This is a genomic window from Rhodococcus sp. A14 (genome assembly GCF_011603105.1).
GTDB lineage: Bacteria > Actinomycetota > Actinomycetes > Mycobacteriales > Mycobacteriaceae > Rhodococcus_F > Rhodococcus_F opacus.
The window spans coordinates 1-24,880 of record NZ_JAAOQS010000028.1 but is presented as its reverse complement, the minus strand read 5'-3'; the positions used below and the strand labels follow the sequence as shown (position 1 = coordinate 24,880).

The window sequence follows — 24,880 nt, the reverse complement described above, 5'->3', positions numbered from 1 at the left end:
GGTGCCGTCCCTGTCGGTACCCGGCGCTAACGTGGATCCAGTGGCAAGTGAGAGTGCATCCGGTTCGGTGATCGAACGGGAGCAGACGCTGGAGCAGGATCAGGCACGGCCGGGCTGGATTCGACGGCTGAGCGGTGAGTGCTGGGCGCACCGCCGCGTCGCACTCGGCGCCCTGTCCGTGACAATCGTCGCCGCGGGTATCGACATCTCGTTCCCCCTCCTCACCAAGTACGCGGTCGACGCCGCCGGCTCGGGTCACGACACCCAGGTGATCGGCATCGCCGCGCTGCTCATCGCATTGCTCGCGTGCGTCCGCTTCGGCTGTCAGTACGGCCGCCGGATGCTCGCCGGGAAGCTGTCGCTCGACGTCCAGCACGATCTGCGGCTGGGACTGCTGAGTGCGCTGCAACGGCTCGACGGGCGGGGGCAGGATCAGATCCGCACCGGTCAGGTGGTCTCCCGGTCCATCACCGACCTCCAGCTGGTGCAGGGCCTGCTCGCGATGGTCCCGTTGTCGGCGGGCGCGTTGCTCCAATTCGTCCTCGCGCTCGCCATCATGGCCTGGCTGTCGCCGCTGCTGACCGTCGTCGCGCTGGTGATCGTCCCCGCCGTGTGCCTCGTCGTCTACGCGATGCGACCGAAACTGTTCGCGGCCACCTGGTCGGCGCAGCAACGCGCGGCCGACCTCGCCCAGCACGTCGAGGAGACCGTCACCGGCGTCCGCGTGGTCAAGGGCTTCGGCCAGGAGCGCCGGGCCGTCGACCAGCTCGAGGACCACAGCCGGATGCTGTACGCGGAACGCCTGCGAGCCGCCCGGATCAATGCGCGCTTCGCGCCGACCATGGCGGCACTGCCCCAACTGGGTCTCGTCGGGGTCATCGCGGTCGGCGGCTACCTCGCCCTGCACGGCTCCATCACGATCGGCACGTTCCTCGCCTTCGCGACGTACGTCGCCACGATGACCGGCGTCACCCGCACGCTGTCGTCGGTCGTGATCATGGCCCAGCTGTCCCGGGCCGCCGTCGAGCGTGTGTACGAGGTGATCGACGCCGAACCGGAGGTCGCGGACCCGCCGCACCCCACCGCCCTGCCCGGCGGACCGCTGGGTGTGGACCTGCGCGCGGTCACGTTCGGCTTCGAATCGGACCGGCACATCCTCCGTGGACTCGATCTGCGTATCGCACCCGGCGAGACGGTCGCGGTGGTGGGGATGGCCGGTTCCGGCAAGACCGCCCTGTCGCTGCTGCTCCCCCGCTTCTACGCCCCGTCCTCGGGCTCCGTGTCCCTCACGTCGGCGGGCGCGTCGTTCGACGTCGCGCAGCTGAGCGCCGAGCAGTTGCGCGAAGCCGTCGGCCTCGTGTTCGACGAGCCGTTCCTCTTCTCCGACACCATCGCGGCCAACATCGCCCTCGGCAGGCCCGACGCCAGCGCCGAGGAGATCCGCGCCGCCGCCGACATGGCGGCCGCCGACGAGTTCGTCTCCGCATTGCCGGACGGTTACGACACCGTGGTCGGCGAACGCGGTCTCACCCTCTCCGGCGGGCAGCGGCAGCGGATCGCGCTGGCACGCGCACTCCTCACCGACCCGAGAGTGCTGATCCTCGACGACGCGACCTCCGCCGTCGACGCCACCACCGAGGCGTCGATCTTCGCGGCGCTGCGCGCGAATCGTGGCCGAACTGCTCTGATCTTGGCGCATCGCCGTTCGACCCTGTCGCTCGCCGACCGAGTCGCCGTCCTCGACCGCGGACGGATCATCGATTCCGGCACGGTGGCCGAACTCGACGAACGGTGCCCGCTCTTCCGCGCACTGTTCGCCTCCCCCGACAACGCGGGCCCCATCGACGTCAGCGTCCCCGCACCGAGCGAGCCGATGCCGTATCAGCGCATGCCGTCCGAGTCCGAGTTGTGGCCGGAGGACGCCGAGGAGTGGGACGTGCCCGCCGCGTCCGGCCGCACCCCGGCTCCCGGCACGGGACCCGGCGGCGGCCGTGCCGCCGGCGGACCGATGGCGGGAGCGCTGGGCAACGTAGCCGCGACCCCGGAACTTCGGCAGGCCGTGGATGCGCTTCCGCCCGCCGTCGAGAGCCCGGGCATCGACACCCGGAACCTGCGCCTGCCCGAGCCCGACTTCCGGCTGTCGCGGATCCTGCGGCCGGTCCGTGCCCTCCTCGTCGCCGTCGTCGTCTGCCTCGCGCTCGACTCGCTCGCGGGGATCGCGTTCCCGTCGATCGTCCGGTTCGCGATCGACCGCGGTGTCGTCCCGCAGGACTCCGCGACGCTGTGGACCGCGGCGGGGGTCGGCGTCGCTCTCGTGGTCGCCGGCTGGCTCGTCGTCGCACTGATGACGGTCCTCACCGCCCGAGCGGGGGAACGTGTGCTGTTCGGGTTGCGGGTGCGCAGCTACGCCCACCTGCAGCGGCTCGGACTCGACTACTACGAGCGCGAGCTGTCCGGTCGCATCATGACCCGGATGACCACCGACGTCGACGCGTTGTCGTCGTTCATCCAGACCGGAATGTCCACCGCCGTGGTGAGCGTCCTGACCGTCCTCGGTATCACCGTCGCCCTCGTCGCCACCGACGTCACGCTCGCGCTGGTGGCGCTTGCCGTCATCCCGCCGCTCGTCGTCGCGACGCTGATCTTCCGCCGGATCTCCTCGGTGGCGTACACCGTCTCGCGTGAGCGGATCTCGCTCGTCAACGCCGACTTCCAGGAGAACATCGCCGGGCTCCGTGCGGCCCAGGCATACCGCCGCGAAGGGTTCGCCGCCCGCCGGTTCGCCGAGCGGGCCGACAGCTACCGGCGCAGCCGGATGCGGTCGCAGCGGGCGATCTCGCTGTACTTCCCGTTCATCGCGTTCCTCTCGGACCTGGCCCTGGCCGCCGTGGTGTTCGTCGGTGCGCGCCAGGTCGCGGGCGGCGACACGACGACCGGGACGCTCGTCGCCTTCGTGCTCTACCTCGGGCTCCTGTTCGGGCCCATCCAGCAGCTGTCCCAGGTGTTCGACGGGTACCAGCAGGCCAGTGTCGGTCTGCTCCGGATCGGGGACCTGCTCCGCACACCCAGTTCCATCGAGCGGGCGACCTCGCGCGAGGACCTCCAGCCGATCGACGGGCACCTGCGCGGTGAGCTGTGCCTGCGCGACGTCGGGTTCCGCTATCAGGGCGCGGACAGCGACGCCCTGACCGACATCGACCTGCACATCCCCGCCGGCACCACCGTTGCCCTCGTCGGCCGGACCGGCGCGGGCAAGTCGACCATCGTGAAACTGCTCGCCCGCTTCTACGACCCGACGTCCGGCGCGGTGCTCGTCGACGACGTGGACCTCCGCCGGTACCCGCTCGGCGCGTACCGCGGACGCCTCGGCGTCGTCCCCCAGGAAGCCCACCTGTTCACCGGGACCGTCGCCACCAACATCGCATACGGCCGCCCGGATGCGAGCCGTGAAGAAATCGAGGACGCTGCACGCGCGGTCGGCGCACTGGGCACGATCGCCGGATTGCGGGGTGGGATGCGTCACCCCATCGGCGAGCGCGGGCAGGGCCTGTCGGCCGGCCAGCGCCAACTGATCGCGCTCGCCCGGGCCGAGCTGGTCGACCCCGACCTGCTGCTGCTCGACGAAGCGACCGCGACGCTCGATCCGGCCACCGAGCAGGTAGTTCTCGAGGCGAGCAGCCGTGTGACCCGCACCCGGACGTCGGTGGTGGTGGCCCACCGACTGGCCACCGCGGCCCGGGCAGATGTGATCCTCGTCATCGACGAGGGGCGGGTGGTCGAAACCGGATCGCACGCCACCCTGCGCTATGCCGGTGGCCACTATTCGGGACTGTGGGATGCGGCGGAGACCGGGGCGGGGAATAATCGCGGGGCGAGAACCGTCATCGATGGTGACCCCATCGGTTGGCCGTGAGACAGCTCACACGTGCAGGCCTGGCGATCTACACGTCACACGCGAGGGCTAGTCTCATGTATATAGGCGCTCTGATCGGGTACCGAAATAGAAACGAGGCGAACACCTGCCGTGAGCAGCAGCTCTACATCCCAGTTCGGACAGAACCAGTGGTTGGTTGACGAAATGTACCAGCGTTTCCAGGACGATCCGTCGTCCGTGGACGCGAGTTGGCACGAATTCCTGACGGATTACTCTCCCGACGCCGCCGCCAAGGCAGGCGCAGCCAACGGACACGGCACGAACGGCACCACCACCGCCGCACCTGCTGCCGCTCCCTCCGCCAAGGCGTCGACTCCCCCGGTTCCCGAGTCCGAGACCGCACCCAAGCCTCAGACCAAGACGGCCAGCGGTGCCGCGCCGAAGACTGCACCCAACGGTGCAGCTCCGAAGGCTGCTGCCCCGAAGACCGAGGCCCCCAAGAAGGCCGCACCCGCGAAGGAGACCGCGGCGAAGGACGCGAAGGCGTCCGCTCCCGCTCCTGCAGTAGACGAGTCGAAGGTTCTCCGCGGCGCAGCTGCTGCCGTCGCCAAGAACATGTCGGCCTCGCTGGCCATTCCGACCGCCACCAGCGTTCGCGCCATCCCTGCGAAGCTGATGTTCGACAACCGGATCGTCATCAACAACCACCTCGCCCGTACCCGCGGCGGCAAGATCTCGTTCACGCACCTGCTGGGTTACGCGATCGTGCAGGCGGTCAAGGCGTTCCCGAACATGAACCGGCACTTCGCCGAGATCGACGGCAAGCCCAACGCGGTCACCCCCGCACACACCAACCTCGGTCTGGCCATCGACCTGCCGGGCAAGGACGGCAGCCGGTCCCTCGTCGTCGCCGCGATCAAGAACACCGACACCCACAACTTCACGCAGTTCTACAGCGCCTACGAGGACATCGTCCGGCGCGCGCGTGACGGCAAGCTCACCGCCGAAGACTTCTCGGGTGTCACGATCTCGCTCACCAACCCCGGCGGCATCGGCACCGTGCACTCCGTGCCGCGACTGATGAACGGCCAGGGCGCCATCATCGGTGCCGGCGCGATGGAGTACCCCGCCGAGTTCCAGGGCGCGAGCGACGAGCGCCTCGCCGAGATCGGCGTCGGCAAGCTCATGACGCTCACCTCGACGTACGACCACCGCATCATCCAGGGTGCCGAGTCCGGCGATTTCCTCCGGACCATCCACAACCTGCTGATCAGCGACGAGTTCTACGACGAGATCTTCCACGCGCTGCACATCCCGTACGAGCCGGTCCGCTGGCGCAAGGACGTGCCCGAAGGCGCCGTCGACAAGAACACCCGTGTTCTCGAACTGATCGCCGCGTACCGCAACCGCGGTCACCTGATGGCCGACACGGATCCGCTGCAGTTCGTCAAGGACAAGTTCCGCAGCCACCCGGACCTGGACGTCCGCACGCACGACCTGACCCTGTGGGACCTCGACCGCGAGTTCAAGGTCGGCGGCTTCCACGGCCAGGAGAAGATGAAGCTGCGCGACGTGCTCAGCGTGCTGCGCGACGCGTACTGCCGCCACGTCGGCGTGGAGTACACGCACATCCTGGAGCCGGAGCAGCAGCAGTGGCTGCAGGACCGGGTCGAGGCGCACCACGTCAAGCCCACGGTCGCTCAGCAGAAGTACATCCTGAGCAAGCTCAACGCCGCCGAGGCGTTCGAGACGTTCCTGCAGACCAAGTACGTCGGCCAGAAGCGGTTCTCCCTGGAGGGCGCCGAGTCCGTCATCCCGATGATGGACGCCGTCATCGACCAGGCCGCCGAGCACCAGCTCGACGAGGTCGTCATCGGCATGCCGCACCGCGGTCGCCTCAACGTTCTCGCGAACATCGTCGGCAAGCCGTACTCGAAGATCTTCACCGAGTTCGAGGGCAACATGAACCCGGCGGCCGCGCACGGCTCCGGCGACGTGAAGTACCACCTCGGCGCCGAGGGCACGTACATCCAGATGTTCGGCGACAACGACATCACCGTGTCGCTGACGGCCAACCCGTCGCACCTCGAGGCGGTCGACCCGGTCCTCGAGGGCCTGGTCCGCGCGAAGCAGGACATCCTCGACAAGGGTGAGGACGGCTTCACCGTCCTGCCACTCATGCTGCACGGCGACGCCGCGTTCGCCGGTCAGGGTGTCGTGGCCGAGACGTTGAACCTGGCACTGCTGCGCGGGTACCGCACCGGCGGCACCGTGCACATCGTGGTCAACAACCAGGTCGGTTTCACCACCGCCCCGGAGTACTCGCGTTCGTCCGAGTACTGCACCGATGTCGCGAAGATGATCGGCGCGCCGATCTTCCACGTGAACGGCGACGACCCCGAGGCCTGCGTCTGGGTCGCCCAGCTCGCTGTCGACTTCCGGGAGAAGTTCCAGAAGGACGTCGTCATCGACATGATCTGCTACCGCCGTCGCGGTCACAACGAGGGCGACGACCCGTCGATGACGCAGCCGGCGATGTACGACGTGATCGACACCAAGCGCAGCGTGCGTAAGAGCTACACCGAATCCCTGATCGGCCGCGGCGACATCTCGCTGAAGGAAGCCGAAGACGCACTCCGCGACTACCAGGGCCAGCTGGAACGGGTGTTCAACGAGGTTCGCGAACTCGAGAAGTACACGCCGGAGCCCAGTGAGTCGGTCGAGCTCGACCAGGTGCTGCCCACGAAGTTGAAGACGTCCGTCGACGAGTCGGTGCTCGAGCGGATCGGCGACGCGTTCGTCAACGTACCCGAGGGCTTCACCGTGCACCCGCGCGTCAAGCCGGTCATCGAGAAGCGCCGCGAAATGTCCCGCGAGGGCAAGATCGACTGGGCGTTCGCCGAGCTGCTCGCATTCGGTTCGCTGGTCGACCAGGGCAAGATGGTTCGCCTGTCCGGCCAGGATTCCAAGCGCGGCACGTTCACGCAGCGTCACTCGGTCCTCATCGACCGCAAGACGGGCGCCGAGTACACCCCGCTGCAGAACCTGGGCAGCGAGAACCCCGGAAAGTTCCTGGTCTACGACTCCGCACTCAGCGAGTTCGCCGCCGTCGGCTTCGAGTACGGCTACTCCGTGGGCAACCCGGACGCGCTCGTGCTGTGGGAGGCGCAGTTCGGTGACTTCGTCAACGGCGCGCAGTCGATCATCGACGAGTTCATCTCGTCCGGTGAGGCCAAGTGGGGCCAGCTGTCCGACGTCGTGCTGCTGCTGCCGCACGGCCACGAGGGTCAGGGTCCCGACCACACGTCCGGTCGGATCGAGCGCTTCCTGCAGTTGTGCGCCGAGGGTTCGATGACCGTGGCCGTGCCGTCCACCCCGGCCAGCTACTTCCACCTGCTGCGTCGTCACTCGCTCGACGGAATCCGCCGCCCGCTGGTCGTCTTCACACCGAAGTCGATGCTGCGGAACAAGGCCGCGGTCTCCGACGTCGAGGACTTCACCACCGGCAAGTTCCGCTCGGTGTTCGAGGAGCCCACGTACGAGACGGGCGACGCCGAACGCGACAAGGTTCGTCGTGTCCTCCTCGTCAGCGGCAAGCTGTACTGGGAGCTGCTGGCGAAGAAGCAGAAGGACAACCGCGAGGACATCGCGATCGTCCGTATCGAGCAGCTGTACCCGGTTCCGAGCCGTCGTCTCCGCGAGACGCTGGACCGCTACCCGAACGCCACCGAGTTCCGGTGGGTTCAGGAGGAGCCGGCGAACCAGGGCGCGTGGCCGTTCTTCGGTCTCGCTCTGCCCGAGTTGCTGCCCGACAAGCTGTCCGGAATCAAGCGCATCTCGCGTCGTTCGATGTCGGCACCGTCCTCGGGTTCGAGCAAGGTGCACGCTGTGGAACAGCAGGAGATCATCGATGAAGCGTTCGGCTGAAGCGTTCAGCTGAGCGTTTGACTGATCTGCCACTGAGCCGGGTCGAGTTCACTCCACGGAGCGGATTCGACCCGGCTTCGTGGTATCTGGACCTGCCCTCGGTGGCGGAACTGCGCGACAACGGGCTGGCATTCGAGCGGCCGGTCACGGTGATCGTGGGTGAGAACGGTGTCGGGAAGTCGACGCTGGTCGAGTCGATCGCCGCGGCCTGGCAGGGTGGGTTCCGCGGGGCGCAGGACCGGTTGTGGTCGGCGGGATCCAGCCCCGAGGACGCGGACCTCGGCACTCACCTCACGTGTCTCGGCGCCCAGCCGCAGCCGTACGGCGGGTGTTTCCTGCGTGCCGAGTCGATGCATTCACTGTTCGGTGCGGCCGACGAGTCACGTCCCCGTGCGGACGATCCGTCGTTCAACCAGCTCTCGCACGGTCAGTCGTTCCTTCGGTACGTCGCCGACCGTCCGATCGGCGTCGGCCTGTGGATTCTGGACGAGCCGGAGGCCGCGCTGTCGTTCCAGTCCTGTCTGGCCCTGCTCGGCGTGATCGCGGATCTCGCCGAGGAGGGCTCGCAGGTGATCATGGCGACGCACTCTCCCCTCCTCGCCGCCGCGCCCGGCGCCGAGATCTGGGAACTCACCGACGAGGGCATCGACTACCCCGAGTGGAATCAGCTCGACCTCGTCCGCAACTGGCGGTCGTTCCTCGACGGACCCGACCGCTTCCTGCGGCATCTCTAGGCCGGCCCCGCCTGCTGCCCGGCCTTTGCCCGCGACCTCACGGCCCGGACGGCGAGGGCGGTGGCGGCGAGGAGTCCGCCGAGGGCGGCGAGGGTGAGCGCGTCGGGGTGGACCAGGGGCTGGCCGCGGAACGCCTGCCAGGTGAGCACGGCGATCAGCCCGGTGTAGGCGAGCGTCAGCACGGCCATCAGGGAGGCTCGGGTTCCCTCGCTGCGGAGCCAGGGAATCCGCGACGCGAGGACGCTCAGCACGAGTGCGCCGATCAGCATCACCTGCAGGCCGTGCAGTCCGACGAAGTGCGGGATGCGGAGATCGCCGCCGGACGTGCTCCAGTTGGTGACCGGCAGTCCCGGATTATCGTCGGTGACGCCGACGCTGTGCCGCGCGGCGAGTTCGGCGACGCGGCCGTTCGCGTCGGTAGTCGTCTGGCGACCCTGGAATCCCATGAGGTAGCCGAGTGCCATCCCGGCCACCGCCAGGAACAGACCTGCATGGATGGCTCGGGTGAGGGGACGATCCCCCACGCGCTGGAAGAGCAGAATCAGGGCGATCACGAGGTTCGCGACGAACAGTCCGGGGACACCGGTCATGAACACGTACTGGCCGATCGTGTTGACGGCGTCGTCGGACGTGTTGAAGTGGCTGAACGTTCCGCGCGCAGCCTGCACCGCGATGAATCCGACGTCGAGGATGCCGGTCACGGCGAACACCGTCGCCATCGCGCGCGTCCATCTGCTGCCTCGGTGCGGGAGGGTCAGCAACCACGCCAAAGTGGCCCCGTAGAGCGCGAAGGAGACCGCGAACTTCAGCGGCTCGAGCCACACGGACACCCCGAGCACGGTCCGGTCGTCGCTGAGGAGGCCGACGGCGCACACCAGCGCGAGGGCGGACATCGCGGCGACCATCACCGCCAGCGGCACCTGGCGGGACGCGACGACGCGGGAGCGGAGATAGAGGGTGGTCATGACGAGAACGCTAGAAACGTCGCATGCGTCACCACGTCACGCCGGGGAACGAAACCGTTTTCACCCGCGGGTACTACGGGCGTGCCCCGAGTACTAGGGGTGTCGGGTCGTGGTGGCCGACACCAGCGCGGCGGCGATCTCGGGTGCGGCGGCGACGGCGAGCGCGGGAAGGGCCTGAACGTTGAGTTCGATCAGTTCGTCGCGGGTCAGGTGCGGGTCGCGCAGCCAGGTGATCGTGACTTCCTCGACATAGGCGATCCAGCCCCGGACCGCGAGTTCGACCGCCCGGGTGGGCTCGATTCCGATCGCAGGCAGTTGTTCGAGGGTCCGTTCGGACATCACGGCGCGGGTCTCCTCGAAGACGGCGCGCATATCCGGGTCGCCACTCGCCGTTCCCCGCAGGAGCGACACGTACGTGCCCCGGTTCTCGCTGACGTAGTCGACGTACGACGCGAGCACCGAGCGCAGGATCTGCATCGGATCCCGCGCTTCCCCGACGTACGGGTCGGGGGCGGTGCGGGCGAGCATCTCGCTGCTGGTGTGCCGGACGATCTCGAGGTGGAAGTCGTGCTTGGACGCGAAGTAGTGGAACAGGAGGCCGCGGGAGACACCCGCCTGATCGGCGATGTCCTCGACGGAGATCTGTTCCAACGGGCGCTGCGCCAGCATCTTGGCACCGAGATCGATCAGTTGCGCGCGCCGTTGTTCGGGGCTGAGACGGGTCCGCTTCACGACGTCCATGAGACAAGACTACTGAATGAAGGTCAATAGGCTATTGACTGCCCCTCAATAGCGCCCTATTGTTTCTTACATGAGTCTCCCCGTCACAGATACTTCCGCCACCACCGCAGGTGTCCGGCACATCGACACGCTGATCATCGGCAGCGGGTTCGCCGGCCTCGGCGCGGCGATCAAGCTGACCCAGGCAGGCAAGACCGACTTCCTCGTGCTCGAACGCGGCACCGACGTCGGTGGTACCTGGCGAGACAACACGTACCCGGGCGCGGCGTGCGATGTTCCCTCACATCTGTACTCCTACTCGTTCGCACTGAACCCGGAGTGGACCCGGTCGTTCTCGACGCAGCCGGAGATCCAGAAGTACATCCAGTCGGTGGCCGACAAATACAAGGTGCGCGACAAGCACCTGTTCGGCTGTGACGTGCAGTCCGCCCACTGGAACGAGTCGACCACCCGCTGGGAGGTCACTACCACGAAGGGGAACTTCGTCGCGAAGGTCCTCGTCTCCGCGGTCGGCGCGCTGTGCGAGCCGTCCCTCCCTGACATCAAAGGCATCGAAGGCTTCCAGGGCGAGATCTTCCACTCCGCCCGCTGGAACCACGACGCCGACCTGACGGGGAAGCGCGTCGCCGTCATCGGCACCGGCGCCTCGGCCATCCAGATCGTGCCCGCCATCGGCAAGAAGGTGTCGCACCTCGACGTGTACCAGCGCACGGCGCCGTGGATCCTGCCCCGCGCGGACCGCGAGTACACGAAGCTCGAGCACGCCGCGTTCAAATACCTCCCCGGCTTCCAGAAGCTGTGCCGCACCGGCATCTACTGGATGCGCGAGAGCCAGGTCGTCGGACTCGCGAAGGCCCCGGTCTTCATGAAGCCGCTGCAGCTCGCGGCCGAGCGCCACCTGCGCCGCCAGATCAAGGACAAGGATCTGCGCAAGAAGGTCACGCCGAACTTCCAGATCGGCTGCAAGCGCATGCTGATCTCGAACAACTACTACCCCACCCTCGCGCAGGACAACGTCGACCTGGTGACCGACGGCATCGCCGAGGTCACGGCCAACTCGGTGATCTCGAAGGACGGCACCGTCCGCGAAGTCGATGCCATCGTCGTCGCCACCGGCTTCCACGTCACCGACTCCCCCACGTTCGAGGGCATCTTCGGCAAGGACGGGCGCTCGCTCGCCGACGTCTTCGACGAGGGCGGCCAGCAGGGCTACAAGGGCGCGGCGATCGCGAACTTCCCCAACATGTTCTTCCTGGTGGGCCCGAACACGGGCCTGGGCCACACCTCGATGGTCTACATGATCGAGTCGCAGCTCAATTACCTCGTCGACGCCCTTCGGACGCTCGACAAGTACGGCATCGGCAAGATCGAGGTCCGTCAGGACGCCCAGGACCGGTACAACGCCGAACTCCAGGAGAAGCTGTCGCACAGCGTCTGGAACAACGGTGGGTGCGCCAGCTGGTACCTCGACAAGCACGGCAACAACACCACGCTGTGGCCGGGCTTCACGTTCCAGTTCCGGAACGAGACGAAGCGCTTCGACCTCACCGCATACGACAGCGTGGCCACCGCCGATCTGCCTGCACCCGTGCACGTGAACGGCAAGACCCCCGGCCCCGCCGCCATCCCGGCACAGATCGACCTCGACGACGACAAGGTGACAGCACAGTGAGCGAGTTCGCAGGCAAGGTAGTCGTGATCACCGGAGCCGGTTCCGGTATCGGCAGGGCGCTCGCCCTCAACCTAGCGGGCCGGGGTGCCAGGTTGGCGATCTCGGACATGGACACGGTCGGGCTCGCCGAGACGGCACGCCAGGCCGAGGCGTTGGGCGCCGAGGTCAAGGCCGATCACCTGGACGTCACCCAGCGCGAGGCCGTGCTCGCGTACGCCGACGAGGTGCGGGCGCACTTCGGCAAGATCAACCAGGTGTACAACAACGCCGGCATCGCCTACCACGGCGAGTTCGAGAAGGCCGAGTTCAAGGACATCGAGAAGATCATGGACGTGGATTTCTGGGGAGTCGTCAACGGCACCAAGGCTTTCCTGCCGCATCTCATCGCGTCGGGCGACGGCCACGTCGTGAACGTCTCGAGCCTCTTCGGGCTGCTGTCCATGCCGGGTCAGAGCGCGTACAACTCGGCGAAGTTCGCGGTGCGCGGTTTCACCGAGTCGCTGCGCCAGGAGATGCTGATCGCCAAACACCCCGTCAAGGTGACGTGTGTGCACCCCGGTGGCATCAAGACGGCCATCGCCCGCAACGCCACCGCGGGACCGGGCGAGGACCTCGACACGTTCGCGAAGTTCTTCGACCAGAAACTCGCACGCACCACTCCGGAAGCGGCGGCGGCGACCATCGTGAACGGTGTCCGCAAGGGCAAGCCGCGCGTCCTGATCGGCGCCGACGCCAAGTTCCTCGACGCCTGGGTGCGGCTCGTCGGACCGAGCTACCAGCGTGTGGTTGCCCTCGTCGCCGGACGAGTCCTCCCCAAGTCGAACTGAGGTACCGATGAGCTTCCACCTGCCGCTGCCGGTCGTCGCGACGGCACTCCGGCCGTTCTACCGCCTCAGCCTCAACGCCCGGCTTCCGCACACCGTCCAGAGGGCGGTCCTCGACCTCGGCGCTCCGCTGCAGCAGGTCCCTGCAGGTGCCGTCGTCCGCCCGACCTCGCTGGCCGGGCGGCCGGCGGAGCGAATCACGGTGGGAGCCACCGAACGCCGGACCGCCGTGCTCTACCTGCACGGTGGGGCGTACACCATCGGTTCGCTCGCCACGCACCGTTCGCTGGCCGCTCACATCGCCAGGGAATCCGGCAGTGTCGTCTACACCCTCGACTACCGGCTGGCCCCGGAGCATCCGTTCCCGGCGGGGCTCGAGGACGCGGTCGCGGCGTACCTGGAACTGAACACCGAGCACGGTTACGAGACAGAGCAACTCGCGATCGCGGGCGATTCGGCGGGCGGTGGCCTGACGGTTGCCACCGCGCGCCGCCTGATCGACCGGCACGGTGTCACTCCGGCCGCGTTGGCGCTGATCGCCCCGTGGGTCGATCCCGGCAGGCGTGACACGTCCCGGGACCGGGATCTCGTGGTCAACACAGCGTGGTCGTTCGACGCCTCCGAAAAGTACCTGGGCAACGGGGACGCACACGATCCGGGTTACGCACCGCTGCACGGAAATCTGGCGGGACTACCGCCGACGCTGATCCACGTCGGGGTCGACGAGGTGCTCTACCCGCAGATCATGGAATTCGTCGACAAGCTGAACGAGTCGGACGTGGACGTCACGCTCACCGAGTACGCCCGGCTGTGGCACGTCGCCCACCTGCAGGCGTCCCTGGTCCGCGAGGCCGCGGATGCGGTCGCGGAACTCGGGGCGTTCCTGGGTTCACAGATGAGCGTCGAGCCACACCCGCGCCACGTCGGCTGAATCTGCACCACCGCGGACCTGGCCGATCATGTCGGCCAGGTCCGCGGTCGTCAGCTCACCCGCCACGACGTTCAACGCCTTCAGCTGGGCTTCGGTGAGAGTTCCGATCCGGAACAGCGGCACCACGTTCTGTGCGGTGAACACGTGATCGTCGTCCGCCAGCAGCACCAGATCGGCGTCCGAGACGTCCGGTGACGCGGTGGTCACCCCGGCCACCCGCACGGCTCCGTCCGCCGATACCGGGGCGGCGAGTTCGCCGACGGCCGCGGCGTCGTCGGCCACTGTCCGGGTCTGCGCGAACGTGCAGCCGGTGAGGTCGGGAAGCGCGTCGGCCTCGAACGCCGGGGCGAGCACGGCAGTGCTCCTGCTGCACGAGGGAACGAGTTCGTCCAGGGTGGTGAGATCCAGCTGCCCCGACGTCTGCGAGGTCACGGCCAGCGCCGACCTGTCCTCGGCAGCCGCGAAGTCGGAGATCGAAAGCCCCTGCGGCAGAGCCTTGCTCAACGCCTCGAACACATCGTCCTGTTCCGTCTCCGCCGATTCGGGGGCGTAGTAGCGCAGCAACCGGCCCGTGAACTCCGGCACCAGCGTGACGTTTCCGGCATCGAGCTGCCCGAGGTACGCGGTCCGGTCGCCGAGTCCCCCGTCGGTGACGACCGGCGCCCCGGTCGAACGCAGGGCACCCGCATAGATTTCGGCCAGGATCCGGCTCTCCGCGCCGTCACCCGCACCCACCACGATCTCGCTCTGCCCCTGCCCCGCGGAACCGTCGAGGGTCGTGTCACCACCTGCGCATCCCGACGCCACCCCCGCGACCAGTAGCAGCGCGGACCCGGCGATCAGGGCCCGGGACCATGCCGCCGGGCGCTCGGCCGATCCGTCTGTCCGTGTGTGTGCCACGTCGCGCCTTTCGTTTACCTCGAGCTGGTCGAAAACCGTGCTCTGTCCGCCCCTATCGTTACACTGGCCAACCGATGGCGCGGACACGCGTCCGCCGGTTTCCGTCGGCAGGTCCGGCGCCGGTGACAACGGGAAGGACGCTCATGCGCACCTCACGAATTCTGTCGGGCTTCACCCGCCGCTCCGTTGGCACTATCGCTCTCGCGACGGTGGCCGTCGTGTCGCTCGCGGCGTGCGGTGGCGGATCCGACCCCCTGTCCGCCGGCGGCGAGAGATCGGGTGACGACCCGAACACGATCATCGTGGGATCCGCGAACTTCCCCGAATCGGAGACGGTCGCGAACATCTACACCGAGGTCCTCCGCGCCAACGGGTTCGACGTGACGACGAAGTTCAACATCGGCAGCCGTGAGGCCTACATTCCTGCGCTCAAGGACGGGTCGATCGACGTCATCCCCGACTACACGGGCAACCTGCTGCAGTATCTCGACCCGGATTCGACGGCCACGAGCGCCGCCGACGTGGACGCCGCGCTGCCGGCCGCGCTGGGTTCGGAACTGACGATCACCACGCCGGCCCCGGCCGAGGACAAGGACGCCGTCGTCGTCACGAAGGAGACGGCGCAGCGCTGGAACCTCACCTCCATTGCGGATCTCGCGGCGCACTCGAACGAGGTCAAGTTCGGTGCACCCGCCGAATTCCAGGAACGCCCCGGTGGCCTGCCCGGCCTGAAGGCCAAGTACGGCCTGGACATCACGGCCGACAACTTCGTCCCGATCGCCGACGGCGGCGGTCCGGCCACGGTGGACGCCCTCGCGTCGGAACAGATCACGGCCGCCGACATCTTCACGACGTCCCCGGCCATCGCGCAGAACGGTTTCGTCGTGCTCGCGGATCCGCAGAACAACTTCGCGGCGCAGAACGTCGTGCCGGTGGTGCGCGCCACCAAGTCCTCCGACAAGCTGACCCGGGCGCTCGACGCACTGTCGGCGAAGCTGACCACCGAAGAGCTTGTCGCGCTCAACGATTCCGTGTCGGGTTACGCGAAAACCGAGCCGACGGCGGCCGCGAAGCAGTGGGTGACGGACCAGGGGCTCGACAAGCCGGTCTCGTAGAGGAGCCTGCCGTGATCACATTCTCGGGACTCACCAAGCGGTACCCGGACGGCACGACGGCGGTCGACAGCCTCGACCTGGAGATCGACGCCGAATCGTTCACGGTCTTCGTCGGGCCGTCCGGGTGCGGCAAGACCACGTCGATGCGGATGATCAACCGGATGATCACCCCGACCGCGGGAACGATCACGGTCGACGGCCGGGACATCGCCCAGACCGACGCGGTGAAGCTTCGGCTCGGCATCGGCTACGTCATCCAGAGCGCAGGACTGCTGCCGCACCGCACGGTGGTCGACAACGTCGCGACCGTGCCTGTGCTGCGCGGCGACTCACGACGCAACGCCCGCAAGGCCGCGTTGGCGGTGCTCGAACGGGTCGGACTCGACCCGGCGCTGGCGTCCCGCTATCCCGGGCAGCTGTCCGGCGGGCAGCAACAACGTGTCGGGGTCGCGCGGGCGCTGGCCGCCGACCCGCCGATCCTGCTGATGGACGAGCCGTTCAGCGCCGTCGATCCCGTTGTCCGCGAAGATCTGCAGGCCGAGATGCAGCGCCTGCAGGCCGAGATGCGCAAGACGATCGTGTTCGTCACCCACGACATCGACGAGGCCGTCAAACTCGGCGACCGGGTGGCGGTCTTCGGGCCGGGTGGCCGGTTGCAGCAGTACGACGCGCCCGACACGGTGCTGTCCGCGCCGGCCACCGATTTCGTCGCCTCGTTCGTGGGACGCGACCGCGGGTACCGCGGACTGTCGTTCCGGACGGCAGATCAGGTTCCGCTGCACACCATCCGGACGGCGACCGAGAAGGAGTTGCCGGCGCTCCGGCTCGAGCGGGGTGAATGGGTCCTGGTCGTCACGGACGCGGGCGTACCGCGGGGGTGGATCGACGTCACCGGCGTCGAGGGGGCGCGGGCCGGACGGCCCGTCTCCGAATGCACTGCGGCGGGCGGATCCCTCTTCTCCCCCGGCTCCGACCTGCGGCAGGCCCTGGACGCGGCCATCTCGTCTCCGTCGGGCATCGGAGTGGCCGTCGACCCGGACGGCGCGGTCACCGGCGGCATCCTCGGCTCCGAGGTGATCGCGAAGCTGGCCGAGCAGCGGGCGGCCGAGGATCGCGCGAGGGGTGAGCACTTCTTCACTGCCCAACCGGCAACCCCGGACGGGCCGTGATCTCATGCGGTGGCTCATCGACAACTTCTCGGTCGTCGTCGACCTGACGAAGACCCATCTCTACCTCGCGCTGGTTCCGCTCCTGATCGGGTTGCTCATCGCGGTCCCGGTCGGGACCGCGATCCGGGGTGCGTCCTGGCTGCGGAAGATCACGCTGATCGTCGCGGGCATCGCGTTCACGATTCCGTCGCTGGCATTGTTCGTGACAATCCCCTCCGTCGTCGGACTGCAGATCCTGGATCCGCTCAATGTGGTGATCGCGCTGACGATCTACTCCACCGCCCTGCTCATCCGCGCCGTGCCCGAGGCCCTCGACTCCGTTCCCGCCGACGTCGTCGACTCGGCCACCGCGATGGGTTTCACCCGGCTCCGCCGGGCCCTGACCGTCGAATTGCCCCTCGCGCTACCCGTTCTCGTCGCGAACGTGCGAGTGGTGGCGGTGACCAACATCTCGCTGGTGTCGGTGGGTTCGCTGATCGGGATCGGCGGTCTCGGCACCCTGTTCACCCAGGGCTACCAGCGAGACTACCCGGACCAGATCCTCGCCGGGATCATCGCGATCGTCGTTCTGGCCCTCGCGTTCGACCTGCTGCTGTTCCTGGTCGGGCGGGCACTGACACCGTGGACCCGGCAACAGAGGGTCCGGCGCACGCCGCTGGTCGCGGGACAGTCGGCGGCCCCGGCCGCAGGGGAGGCTTCGTGAACATCTTCGGCGGCGCATGGGAGTACATCGTCGATCCGGGAAACTGGTCGGGCAGCACCGGAATCGGCGCCCGCATCCTCGAGCACCTCTGGTACAGCTTCCTGGCGGTCGCCCTGTCCGCGGTGGTCGCGGTGCCGATCGGTCTGATCATCGGGCATCTGCGCAAGGGTGACGTGGTCGTGGTCGGTCTCGTCAACGCGCTCCGGTCGTTGCCGACACTGGGTCTGCTGACGTTCCTGGTGCTGCTGCTCGGACTGGGTCTGATCCCGCCGATCCTGGCCCTGGTGATCCTCGGAATCCCGCCGGTGCTCGCGGGCACGTACGCGGGTGTTGCGAACGTCGACCGGACGGTCGTGGACGCCGCCCGCGCGATGGGGATGACCGAGTGGCAGGTCCTCACGCGTGTCGAGGCCCCGAATGCGCTGCCGCTCATGCTCGGCGGGCTGCGCAACGCCACCCTGCAGATCATCGCGACTGCAACGGTTGCTGCGTATGTCAATCTCGGCGGCCTGGGCCGCTACATCTTCGACGGACTGGCGCTGCGCCAGTACGACCGGGTGCTCGTCGGTGCGCTGCTCGTGACGATCCTCGCTCTGGTCTTGGACGGCCTGCTCGCGCTGGCGGTGTGGGCGTCCGTTCCCGGGACCGGCCGTCTGCGCCGCAATCCGAGCGCCGAACAGATCGCCGACCGCGCGTCGTAGCGAACACGTCACCCAACGGCAAACACCCCGACACCGGAACCGTGGGTGCGGGTTCCGGATCGGGGTGCTCGACGGATTCTCGCTAGTCGGTGACGCCTTCTGCGCGAGCAGCGGCGGCGACTGCCTCCGCGACAGCGGGGGCGACGCGAGGATCGAGCGGGCTGGGAACGATCTTGTCTACAGCCAGCTCGTCACCGACGACCGAGAGGATTGCCTCGGCGGCGGCGAGCTTCATACCTTCGGTGATCCGGCGGGCACCGGCATCGAGCGCGCCCCGGAACACACCGGGGAAGGCCAGCACATTGTTGATCTGGTTCGGGAAGTCACTGCGCCCGGTGGCCACGATCGCCGCATGCTTACGGGCGATGTCCGGGTGGATCTCCGGGTCCGGGTTCGACAACGCGAACACGATCGAATCCTGCGCCATCGTCGCGATCAGCTCCTCCGGCACGGTGCCCGCGGACACCCCGAGGAACACATCCGCCCCGTCGAGGGCTTCGGCGGTGCCGCCGCGGCGGCCGGCCGGGTTGGTGCGTGCGGCCAGATCGACCTTGATCTCGTTCAGGTCCTTGCGGTCGGCGGAGACGATGCCCTTCGAATCGAGGACCGTGACATCGGCGATCCCGGCGGCGAGCAGGATGTTCGCGCAGGCGACACCGGCGGCGCCGGCACCGGAGATGACGACCCGCAGCTGGTGGAGGTCGCGGTCCTGGACCTTGACCGCACCCTTGAGGGCGGCCAGGACGACGATGGCGGTGCCGTGCTGGTCGTCGTGCATGACCGGGCAGTCCAGGGCCTCGATGACGCGCTTTTCGATCTCGAAGCAGCGCGGCGCGGAGATGTCCTCCAAGTTGACCGCCCCGAAGCTCGGGCGCAGCCGGATCAGGGTTTCGACGATCTCGTCGGGGTCCTTGGTGTCGAGGACCAGCGGGATCGAGTTCAGGCCCGCGAAGTTCTTGAACAGGGCGGACTTGCCCTCCATCACGGGCAGGGAGGCCCGGGGGCCGATGTCCCCGAGACCGAGTACCGCGGAGCCGTCGGAGACGACGACCACCAGGCGGCTGGTCCAGGTGTACCGGTCGGCGAGGGTTTCGTCGGCGGCGATGGCGCGGGAGACCTGCGCGACGCCGGGCGTGTAGGCGATGGACAGGGCGCGCTGCGTATCGAGGGCGGTCGTGGTCTCAACCGAGAGCTTCCCCCCGATGTGGCCGGCGAAGATCTCCTCGTCGGTCAGCTCGACCTTCTGCGGTGTGGTGGGTTCGGACACGATGGACACGATGACACTCCTGCTAAGTCCAGGCTCACTCGGGGCCGGGTTACTGAGAAGTAACCGTGAGGATCGGCGCTGATCTTCACAGTTACTCCACGAACGACAACTGAGGGTGAAGCTTCCGGGGTGCGCGATCACGATGGCCGCAGAACTTCCGAAGCGTCATGGCACGGGCGGGTGAGCCCTGGCAACACTGCCATAAACCCCCGCCGAAGGGCGGTGGCGCCGACGTCGGAGTGGTGCTAAGTCTGGCACGAATATCGATGCACAATCAAATTGCCACGAGAGTCAGATGTCTCACCTTTTCTGGCCTCTACCTGTGAGAACAAGTTACCCGCGGGTCACTGTGAGAGCCGGTTTCACATAACGCGCCGGGCGTCCGTCAACCCCACCACTGGGTAGCCAGCAGAAGCGCCGCCGCCGCGAGGACGGCGACGGATGCGACCACGGCGACGAGACCGTCGCGGCGGTCCGCACACCTTTGCGCCACGATCACGAACACGGACGCGACCAGGTGTGCGGTGATGGAGATCGTCCCCGGGCCGGGAAAGCCCCGGCCGCCGCCCACGTAGGCGGAGCCGATCACGACGAGGCAGAGGATCACCACGCCGGCGGCGACGGCCCCGCTGAGGGCGCGCAGTGCGCGGACCACGAGAGGGCTGCGTCGCGGTCCGGTGGCCGTCACCGTCCGCGGGAGGATGGGAGCATAAGGTTCGTACCGCTCGGACTCGTGCGTGTTCATGCCGAGACCACCTGCACCCCGGATGCTTTCGATACGAGGGTGTCGAATTCGTCGGTGTCCGTCGAGAACTCGCCGAGCCGGATGGCCTTGTTCGTGCCGTGGTAGTCGGAGGAGCCGGTGACGACCAGACCGCACTCGTCGGCCAGTTCCTGCAGTACCCGCGCGTCGTCCGACGAGTGGTCGGGGTGATGTGCCTCTAGCCCGTGGAGACCGGCTCCCGCCAGGTCACGGACGTGATCGAGTGACAGTAGTCGTCCCCTCGTGCGGGCCCGTCCGTGGGCGAGGACGCTCACGCCCCCGGCCTCCGCCACCAGTTGCACGGCGTCGTCGAGGGGGGTGTCCGACTTGTCGACGAAGTACCTGCCGCGTGGGGCCAGCAGATCCACGAACGCCTCACCGACGCTGCAAACCACACCGGCGCGCATCAGAGCCCTGGCCAGGTGCGGGCGCCCCGCCGCGGGTCCCGCCTCCGCGAGCACCTCGTCGGCGTCGATGGGCAGACCGTCCTCCATCATCAACTCGGCCATCGCGCGGATTCGCACGATCCGCTCGTTCCGCAACCGTTCCCGCTCGCGTGCGAACGCCGCGTGCGCGGGATCGAACAGGTAGGCGAGGAGATGCACCGCGACCGGGCGTCCGTCCTCACCGCGCCCCTCGCAGGACATCTCCATGCCGCGCACCAGCGCGAGCCCCGCAGGCAACGCCGCGGCCGCTTCGGCCCACCCCGCGGTCGTGTCGTGATCGGTGATCGCCACGATGTCGAGTCCCGCCGCCCCCGCGGCGCGCACCAGGTCCGCCGGGCTGTCGGTTCCGTCGGAGGCCGTCGAATGAGTGTGGAGATCGATGAGCACCAGACCAGTCTGTCAGGTGTCGCGGCGCGGGGTCCGAGCGTGCGGCCCGGAGGCCTGGCGTGTCGTGCGACGCCGCCGGCCCGGAGCGGGTGCTGACGTACGATTCACCAGCAGCGTTTCCGACTCGACGGTGAAGGGAGGGGCCCGTGCCGCCTGTGCCCTCGCTCCCCAAGCGCGGCAGCGACAAGGATCAGCGCAGAGGTGACAAGGACCCGGGCCCCAGGATCCGCATCCCGACCGCGCGCGCCATCGTCGACTGTGGTGTGTATGTCGACGGCACGAGGCTTCCCGGCAAGTACACGCACCAGGCCGCGATGGCCGAGGTCCGCACACGGGGTGAAGGATTCGTGTGGGTCGGGCTGCTCGCCCCCGACGAGGGGCAGATGGAGAGCGTGGCTGAGACGTTCGGGCTGCACGAATTGATGGTCGAGGACGCCGTCCACGCCCACCAGCGGCCGAAGCTGGAACGCTACGACGACGTGCTGTTCCTGGTGCTGCGGACCGTCAACTACGTGCCGCACGAGTCGGTGGCCACCGCCAGCGAGATCGTCGAGACCGGCGAGATCATGGTGTTCGTGGGCGCCGACTTCGTCATCACCGTGCGGCACGGTGACCACTCCCCGCTCGCGAACGTCCGCCACGCGCTGGAGGCGAACCAGGAGCGGCTCGCACTGGGCCCGTACGCGGTGCTGCACGCCGTGGCGGACCACGTGGTGGACACGTACCTCGAGGTCACCCAGGCCATCGAGGAGGACGTCGACGGCATGGAGGAGGCAGTGTTCAGTCCGCGCAGCAGCGTCGCGGTCGAACACATCTACCTTCTCAAGCGCGAGATCGTCGAACTCCGCAAGTCGGTGAACCCGCTGTCCAATCCGCTGCTCCGGCTGACGCGATCCCCGGGCAATCCGGTGCCGAAGGAGATCCGCCGCTACTTCCGTGACGTCCTCGACCACCACACCACCGTCGCCGAGCGGATCGCCGAATACGACGAGGTTCTCAGCTCACTCGTCGATGCCGCCCTCGCCAAGATCGCCGTGCAGCAGAACACCGACATGCGCAAGATATCGGCGTGGGTGGCCATCGCGGCAGTGCCGACGATGATCGCGGGCATCTACGGCATGAACTTCGACAACATGCCCGAACTACATTGGCAGTACGGCTATCACGGCGTGGTGTTCGTGATCGCGTCGGTGACGGTGGGCCTGTTCGTCACGTTCCGCCGGAACCACTGGCTCTAGAGGGACGCGGCACCGCGGTGCGGATCGCGGACGTCGATGCCCGCCTCCGCCCAGGCGTCGCGCAGTGCGCCGGCGCCGCGCAGTCGGACCCACGCCGCCTCGGTGCCGGTGATCGGCACGACCGCGAGGAACCGCACGGCCTCCGCGGGTTCGGGCAGCGGGAGGTCGGGAACGGACGACTCACCGAGCAGCACGGCTGCGAACGGTGTGTCCTTCCACAGCGGCTCCCCCAGGTCGAGCAACGCGTCCTCGACGAGAACCACGCCTTCCACCGACGGCGCCGCCGCCAGGACCGCGAGTGTGCGCGCCACTCCCGACGCCACCCCGGCCCCGCCGCGCAGGGTGAGGATCAGTTCGGCGCGGGGGCCCCGGAGAGGGTCGGCCACCAGCTCGCCGGGGTCGCCCATCGGGTGCCGGGAGCACCCCAGGGTCACGTAGCGAACCAGATCCTCGTCGTCGGGTGCGAACCGCAGCACGTCCAGCGGCTCGACGCCCAGGAACGTCACCGATGCCGCAGTCGGCTCCGGTCCCCCGATCTGCCTCAGCAGGTGCGCGCGAACAGAGGCCACAACGCTGTCAGTCACCCCGCAATCAAACCACCGAAGCCGCTCACCCGTCCTCCGGCCTCGCGAGCCGGTAGCGTCGGAGCATGGTCTCGGTACTCGCAGTGTCCGACGAGACGATCGAGTCGCTGTGGAGTTCGCAGGTGCGTGCCATGGACGTCGACTTGATCCTCGGTGCGGGCGATCTCCCGTTCGACTACCTGGAGTACCTGACCGACGCGCTCGACGCGCCGTGCGTCTTCGTGCCGGGCAACCACGACGCCGATCTGTCCGGCTACTCCGCGGGACGTGTCGGATGGATGCGGGCGGGTCTGCCCTCGGCGTGGCCGGGGCCCTGCGGCGCGGTCAACGCGGACGGCCGGATCGTGCGGATCGCTGGCCTGCGCATCGCGGGCCTGGGTGGGTCGATCCGCTACAACGACGGCCCCAATCAGTGGACCGAGCGGCAGCAGCGGCGGCGGGCGCGCAACCTGGCGCTGACGAGTGCGTGGCACGCACGCCGCTCGGGTGTGTCCGGCGTCGACGTGCTGCTCACGCACAGCCCACCCCGCGGAGTGGGCGACCAGGAGGATCCACCGCACCGGGGTTTCGAATGCTTCGAGACCCTGGCGGGCAGGTTGCAGGCCCGCGTCATGATTCACGGGCACGTCCACCCGTACGGCCGGGCGGCCGAGGACCGCACGCTCGGCGCGACGACGGTGATCAACACCGTGGGATTCACCCTGATGGAGTTGGCCCCGGGTGCCGACCCCACCATCGTCAGGCGCAGGCATGGCACGTGACACCGGGTTCCCCGCCGCCGACGCGGAGAACGATTTCACCCGCCAGCGTCGTCGCGCCGAGTTGTCGCGGCTGGTCAGCTGGCTTCGCCGCGAACCGGACGACGTCAACGAGATCCTGCCGTTCGACGAGGTGGTCGCGGCAGTCGGACGGGTCGGGGAACGATCGCTCGGACTGCAGGTGATCCCGGTCAACTCCATCGTCGGGAGCGTCGACCGGACCCGCGACTTCGACCGGTTCTTCCGGCCCACGTCCACCCGCGTGCGCGAGCGCTGGCAACGGCTGGCGGCCGCGCAGCGCCGGGGCGAGTCGGTGCCGCCGATCCAGGTGTATCGGATCGGGTCCATGCACTTCGTCAGCGACGGCCACCACCGCGTCTCCATCGCGTACGCGATGCACTGGAGCACGATCGACGCCTACGTCACCGAGATCCAGACCAAGATCTCCCCCGACGGGATCGCGCAGCGAGGCGACCTGGTCATCAAGGATCACCGCCGCCTGTTCCTCACGCGGGTGCCGTTGAGCGGGCCGCAGCGGGCGGCCGTGGTCGTCACCGATCCCTGGGAGTACGCCGAGATCAGCCAGAGCGTCGAGGCGTGGGGCTTCCGGCTCATGCAGGAGGTGGGCGAATTCCTCAGCCGTGAGACCGTGGCCCGGCGCTGGTTCGGTGAGGAGTTCCTGCCGGTGGTCCGGATGCTGCGGGCCGCGGAGATGCTGCCCGACCACACCGACGCCGAGGCCTACCTGTGGGTGGCGCGCGAGCGGTACCGCCTTGTGCGCCAGCATGTCTGGAACGACGAGATCATCGCCGAGCTCAGTCATCTCGCACCGCGCAGGCACAAACCGGCTAGTCCGTGAACCGCACGACGCGCTCGGGCGCGTCGGGGTGCGCGAACTTCAACAGTCGCCTGCCCCTCCGCCTCGATCGCGGTGCGGTGCGTCTTCGCGATCTTCGCCAACGGCTCCACGTCGAGTACCGCACGGGACTTCTCGACCACCGTCGTGGTGAACGCCGCGACCCTGCCGTTCACCAGGACGGCAGGTTTGATGATGCCGTTCTGGGTGAAGACCTTCTTCCGCACGTCGTCGTCGAGGAGGCGCCCGCGGTCCGCGTGCGAGAGCAGCACGTTGTCGAACGGCGCGAGGATGCGGACGGGGGCGGGGGTGCCCGGGTCGGGGC

Annotated in this window: 21 protein-coding genes; 13 read left to right on the top strand and 8 right to left on the bottom strand. The window is 68.2% G+C overall.

The features are described from left to right. Positions 1 to 40: 40 nt before the first annotated feature. The 3 genes from G9373_RS16935 (at position 41) to G9373_RS16925 (ending at position 8,535) form a co-directional block, all read left to right on the top strand. Entirely contained in the window at positions 41 to 3,913 is a 3,873-nt protein-coding gene (locus tag G9373_RS16935) for an ABC transporter ATP-binding protein (protein WP_346842833.1), read from the top strand. Between the two features lie 111 nt (positions 3,914 to 4,024). Beyond that, on the top strand, positions 4,025 to 7,801 hold the full coding sequence (locus tag G9373_RS16930) for a multifunctional oxoglutarate decarboxylase/oxoglutarate dehydrogenase thiamine pyrophosphate-binding subunit/dihydrolipoyllysine-residue succinyltransferase subunit (protein ID WP_167115963.1): 3,777 nt from the start codon (positions 4,025 to 4,027) through the stop codon (positions 7,799 to 7,801). Between the two features lie 17 nt (positions 7,802 to 7,818). Beyond that, complete coding sequence (locus G9373_RS16925) at positions 7,819 to 8,535, top strand: AAA family ATPase (protein ID WP_054248368.1); 717 nt, start codon at positions 7,819 to 7,821, stop codon at positions 8,533 to 8,535. Here the strand turns inward: G9373_RS16925 and G9373_RS16920 are convergent. Together G9373_RS16920 and G9373_RS16915 are read right to left on the bottom strand one after the other, a co-directional pair. After that, positions 8,532 to 9,500 carry a hypothetical protein gene (locus G9373_RS16920; protein ID WP_240960575.1) on the bottom strand — a complete coding sequence of 323 codons (969 nt, stop codon included), beginning with the start codon at positions 9,498 to 9,500 and terminating at the stop codon, positions 8,532 to 8,534. The two genes, G9373_RS16925 and G9373_RS16920, sit on opposite strands and share 4 nt — an antisense overlap. 93 nt (positions 9,501 to 9,593) lie before the next feature. Then, a complete protein-coding gene (locus G9373_RS16915) occupies positions 9,594 to 10,241 on the bottom strand; it encodes a TetR/AcrR family transcriptional regulator (RefSeq protein ID WP_005239342.1) in 648 nt (215 codons plus the stop codon). Positions 10,242 to 10,311: 70 nt separating this feature from the next. On the opposite strand from G9373_RS16915, the gene G9373_RS16910 reads away from it, so the two are divergent. From G9373_RS16910 to G9373_RS16900, 3 genes are read left to right on the top strand one after another with little or no spacing between them, the layout of a single operon-like run. Further along, positions 10,312 to 11,913 (top strand): NAD(P)/FAD-dependent oxidoreductase, encoded by a 1,602-nt coding sequence (locus G9373_RS16910; RefSeq protein WP_005253734.1) that lies wholly within the window; start codon positions 10,312 to 10,314, stop codon positions 11,911 to 11,913. Next, positions 11,910 to 12,740 (top strand): SDR family NAD(P)-dependent oxidoreductase, encoded by an 831-nt coding sequence (locus tag G9373_RS16905; RefSeq protein WP_167115961.1) that lies wholly within the window; start codon positions 11,910 to 11,912, stop codon positions 12,738 to 12,740. The genes G9373_RS16910 and G9373_RS16905 overlap by 4 nt, the downstream gene beginning before the upstream one ends. A gap of 7 nt (positions 12,741 to 12,747) precedes the next feature. Further along, positions 12,748 to 13,668 carry an alpha/beta hydrolase gene (locus G9373_RS16900; RefSeq protein WP_167115958.1) on the top strand — a complete coding sequence of 307 codons (921 nt, stop codon included), beginning with the start codon at positions 12,748 to 12,750 and terminating at the stop codon, positions 13,666 to 13,668. On the opposite strand, the gene G9373_RS16895 is transcribed toward G9373_RS16900, so the two are convergent. Next, positions 13,627 to 14,568 (bottom strand): ABC transporter substrate-binding protein, encoded by a 942-nt coding sequence (locus G9373_RS16895; RefSeq protein WP_167115955.1) that lies wholly within the window; start codon positions 14,566 to 14,568, stop codon positions 13,627 to 13,629. The genes G9373_RS16900 and G9373_RS16895 overlap by 42 nt on opposite strands. Positions 14,569 to 14,711: 143 nt before the next feature. Here G9373_RS16895 and G9373_RS16890 point away from each other — a divergent pair, with 143 nt between their 5' ends. Genes G9373_RS16890 through G9373_RS16875 form a run of 4 tightly spaced genes read left to right on the top strand, consistent with a single transcriptional unit; the run spans position 14,712 to position 18,256 of the window. Further along, complete coding sequence (locus G9373_RS16890; protein ID WP_167115953.1) at positions 14,712 to 15,683, top strand: ABC transporter substrate-binding protein; 972 nt, start codon at positions 14,712 to 14,714, stop codon at positions 15,681 to 15,683. An 11-nt stretch (positions 15,684 to 15,694) separates the two neighbouring features. Further along, on the top strand, positions 15,695 to 16,852 hold the full coding sequence (locus G9373_RS16885) for an ATP-binding cassette domain-containing protein (RefSeq protein WP_167115950.1): 1,158 nt from the start codon (positions 15,695 to 15,697) through the stop codon (positions 16,850 to 16,852). Positions 16,853 to 16,856: 4 nt separating this feature from the next. Beyond that, a complete protein-coding gene (locus G9373_RS16880) occupies positions 16,857 to 17,555 on the top strand; it encodes an ABC transporter permease subunit (RefSeq protein ID WP_005560756.1) in 699 nt (232 codons plus the stop codon). Then, positions 17,552 to 18,256 (top strand): ABC transporter permease, encoded by a 705-nt coding sequence (locus G9373_RS16875; RefSeq protein WP_167115947.1) that lies wholly within the window; start codon positions 17,552 to 17,554, stop codon positions 18,254 to 18,256. Before G9373_RS16880 ends, G9373_RS16875 begins: the two co-directional genes overlap by 4 nt. An 82-nt stretch (positions 18,257 to 18,338) precedes the next feature. Here G9373_RS16875 and G9373_RS16870 read toward each other — a convergent pair whose 3' ends face one another. From G9373_RS16870 to G9373_RS16860, 3 genes are all read right to left on the bottom strand, one after another. After that, positions 18,339 to 19,532, bottom strand: coding sequence for an NADP-dependent malic enzyme (locus G9373_RS16870; protein WP_005571683.1), 1,194 nt, complete (start codon positions 19,530 to 19,532; stop codon positions 18,339 to 18,341). 376 nt (positions 19,533 to 19,908) lie between these two features. Next, positions 19,909 to 20,268, bottom strand: a complete 360-nt coding sequence (locus G9373_RS16865; RefSeq protein ID WP_005571685.1) for a hypothetical protein — start codon at positions 20,266 to 20,268, stop codon at positions 19,909 to 19,911. Beyond that, positions 20,265 to 21,119, bottom strand: a complete 855-nt coding sequence (locus G9373_RS16860) for a PHP domain-containing protein (protein WP_167115944.1) — start codon at positions 21,117 to 21,119, stop codon at positions 20,265 to 20,267. Before G9373_RS16860 ends, G9373_RS16865 begins: the two co-directional genes overlap by 4 nt. 146 nt (positions 21,120 to 21,265) lie before the next feature. Between G9373_RS16860 and corA the strand changes: the two genes are divergently transcribed. Beyond that, positions 21,266 to 22,357 (top strand): magnesium/cobalt transporter CorA, encoded by a 1,092-nt coding sequence (gene corA / locus G9373_RS16855; protein ID WP_005571688.1) that lies wholly within the window; start codon positions 21,266 to 21,268, stop codon positions 22,355 to 22,357. On the opposite strand, the gene G9373_RS16850 is transcribed toward corA, so the two are convergent. Further along, positions 22,354 to 22,941 carry a suppressor of fused domain protein gene (locus tag G9373_RS16850; RefSeq protein WP_346842832.1) on the bottom strand — a complete coding sequence of 196 codons (588 nt, stop codon included), beginning with the start codon at positions 22,939 to 22,941 and terminating at the stop codon, positions 22,354 to 22,356. The genes corA and G9373_RS16850 overlap by 4 nt on opposite strands. 65 nt (positions 22,942 to 23,006) lie before the next feature. Here G9373_RS16850 and G9373_RS16845 point away from each other — a divergent pair, with 65 nt between their 5' ends. Further along, entirely contained in the window at positions 23,007 to 23,702 is a 696-nt protein-coding gene (locus tag G9373_RS16845; RefSeq protein ID WP_167115941.1) for a metallophosphoesterase, read from the top strand. Then, positions 23,692 to 24,558: a hypothetical protein gene (locus tag G9373_RS16840; protein WP_005264657.1), complete on the top strand. Its 867-nt coding sequence runs from the start codon at positions 23,692 to 23,694 to the stop codon at positions 24,556 to 24,558. The genes G9373_RS16845 and G9373_RS16840 overlap by 11 nt, the downstream gene beginning before the upstream one ends. On the opposite strand, the gene G9373_RS16835 is transcribed toward G9373_RS16840, so the two are convergent. Further along, on the bottom strand, positions 24,519 to 24,880 hold a 362-nt coding region (locus G9373_RS16835), incomplete at its 5' end, for a crosslink repair DNA glycosylase YcaQ family protein (RefSeq protein WP_240960574.1). The two genes, G9373_RS16840 and G9373_RS16835, sit on opposite strands and share 40 nt — an antisense overlap.

What these genes read in the sequence shown, in the direction of transcription:
- G9373_RS16920 (WP_240960575.1), bottom strand. Translation starts at nt 9,500, where the DNA reads ATGACCACCCTCTATCTCCGCTCCCGCGTCGTCGCGTCCCGCCAGGTG.
- G9373_RS16915 (WP_005239342.1), bottom strand. Translation starts at nt 10,241, where the DNA reads ATGGACGTCGTGAAGCGGACCCGTCTCAGCCCCGAACAACGGCGCGCG.
- G9373_RS16910 (WP_005253734.1), top strand. Translation starts at nt 10,312, where the DNA reads ATGAGTCTCCCCGTCACAGATACTTCCGCCACCACCGCAGGTGTCCGG.
- G9373_RS16900 (WP_167115958.1), top strand. Translation starts at nt 12,748, where the DNA reads ATGAGCTTCCACCTGCCGCTGCCGGTCGTCGCGACGGCACTCCGGCCG.
- G9373_RS16890 (WP_167115953.1), top strand. Translation starts at nt 14,712, where the DNA reads ATGCGCACCTCACGAATTCTGTCGGGCTTCACCCGCCGCTCCGTTGGC.
- G9373_RS16880 (WP_005560756.1), top strand. Translation starts at nt 16,857, where the DNA reads ATGCGGTGGCTCATCGACAACTTCTCGGTCGTCGTCGACCTGACGAAG.
- G9373_RS16865 (WP_005571685.1), bottom strand. Translation starts at nt 20,268, where the DNA reads ATGAACACGCACGAGTCCGAGCGGTACGAACCTTATGCTCCCATCCTC.
- G9373_RS16845 (WP_167115941.1), top strand. Translation starts at nt 23,007, where the DNA reads ATGGTCTCGGTACTCGCAGTGTCCGACGAGACGATCGAGTCGCTGTGG.
- G9373_RS16840 (WP_005264657.1), top strand. Translation starts at nt 23,692, where the DNA reads ATGGCACGTGACACCGGGTTCCCCGCCGCCGACGCGGAGAACGATTTC.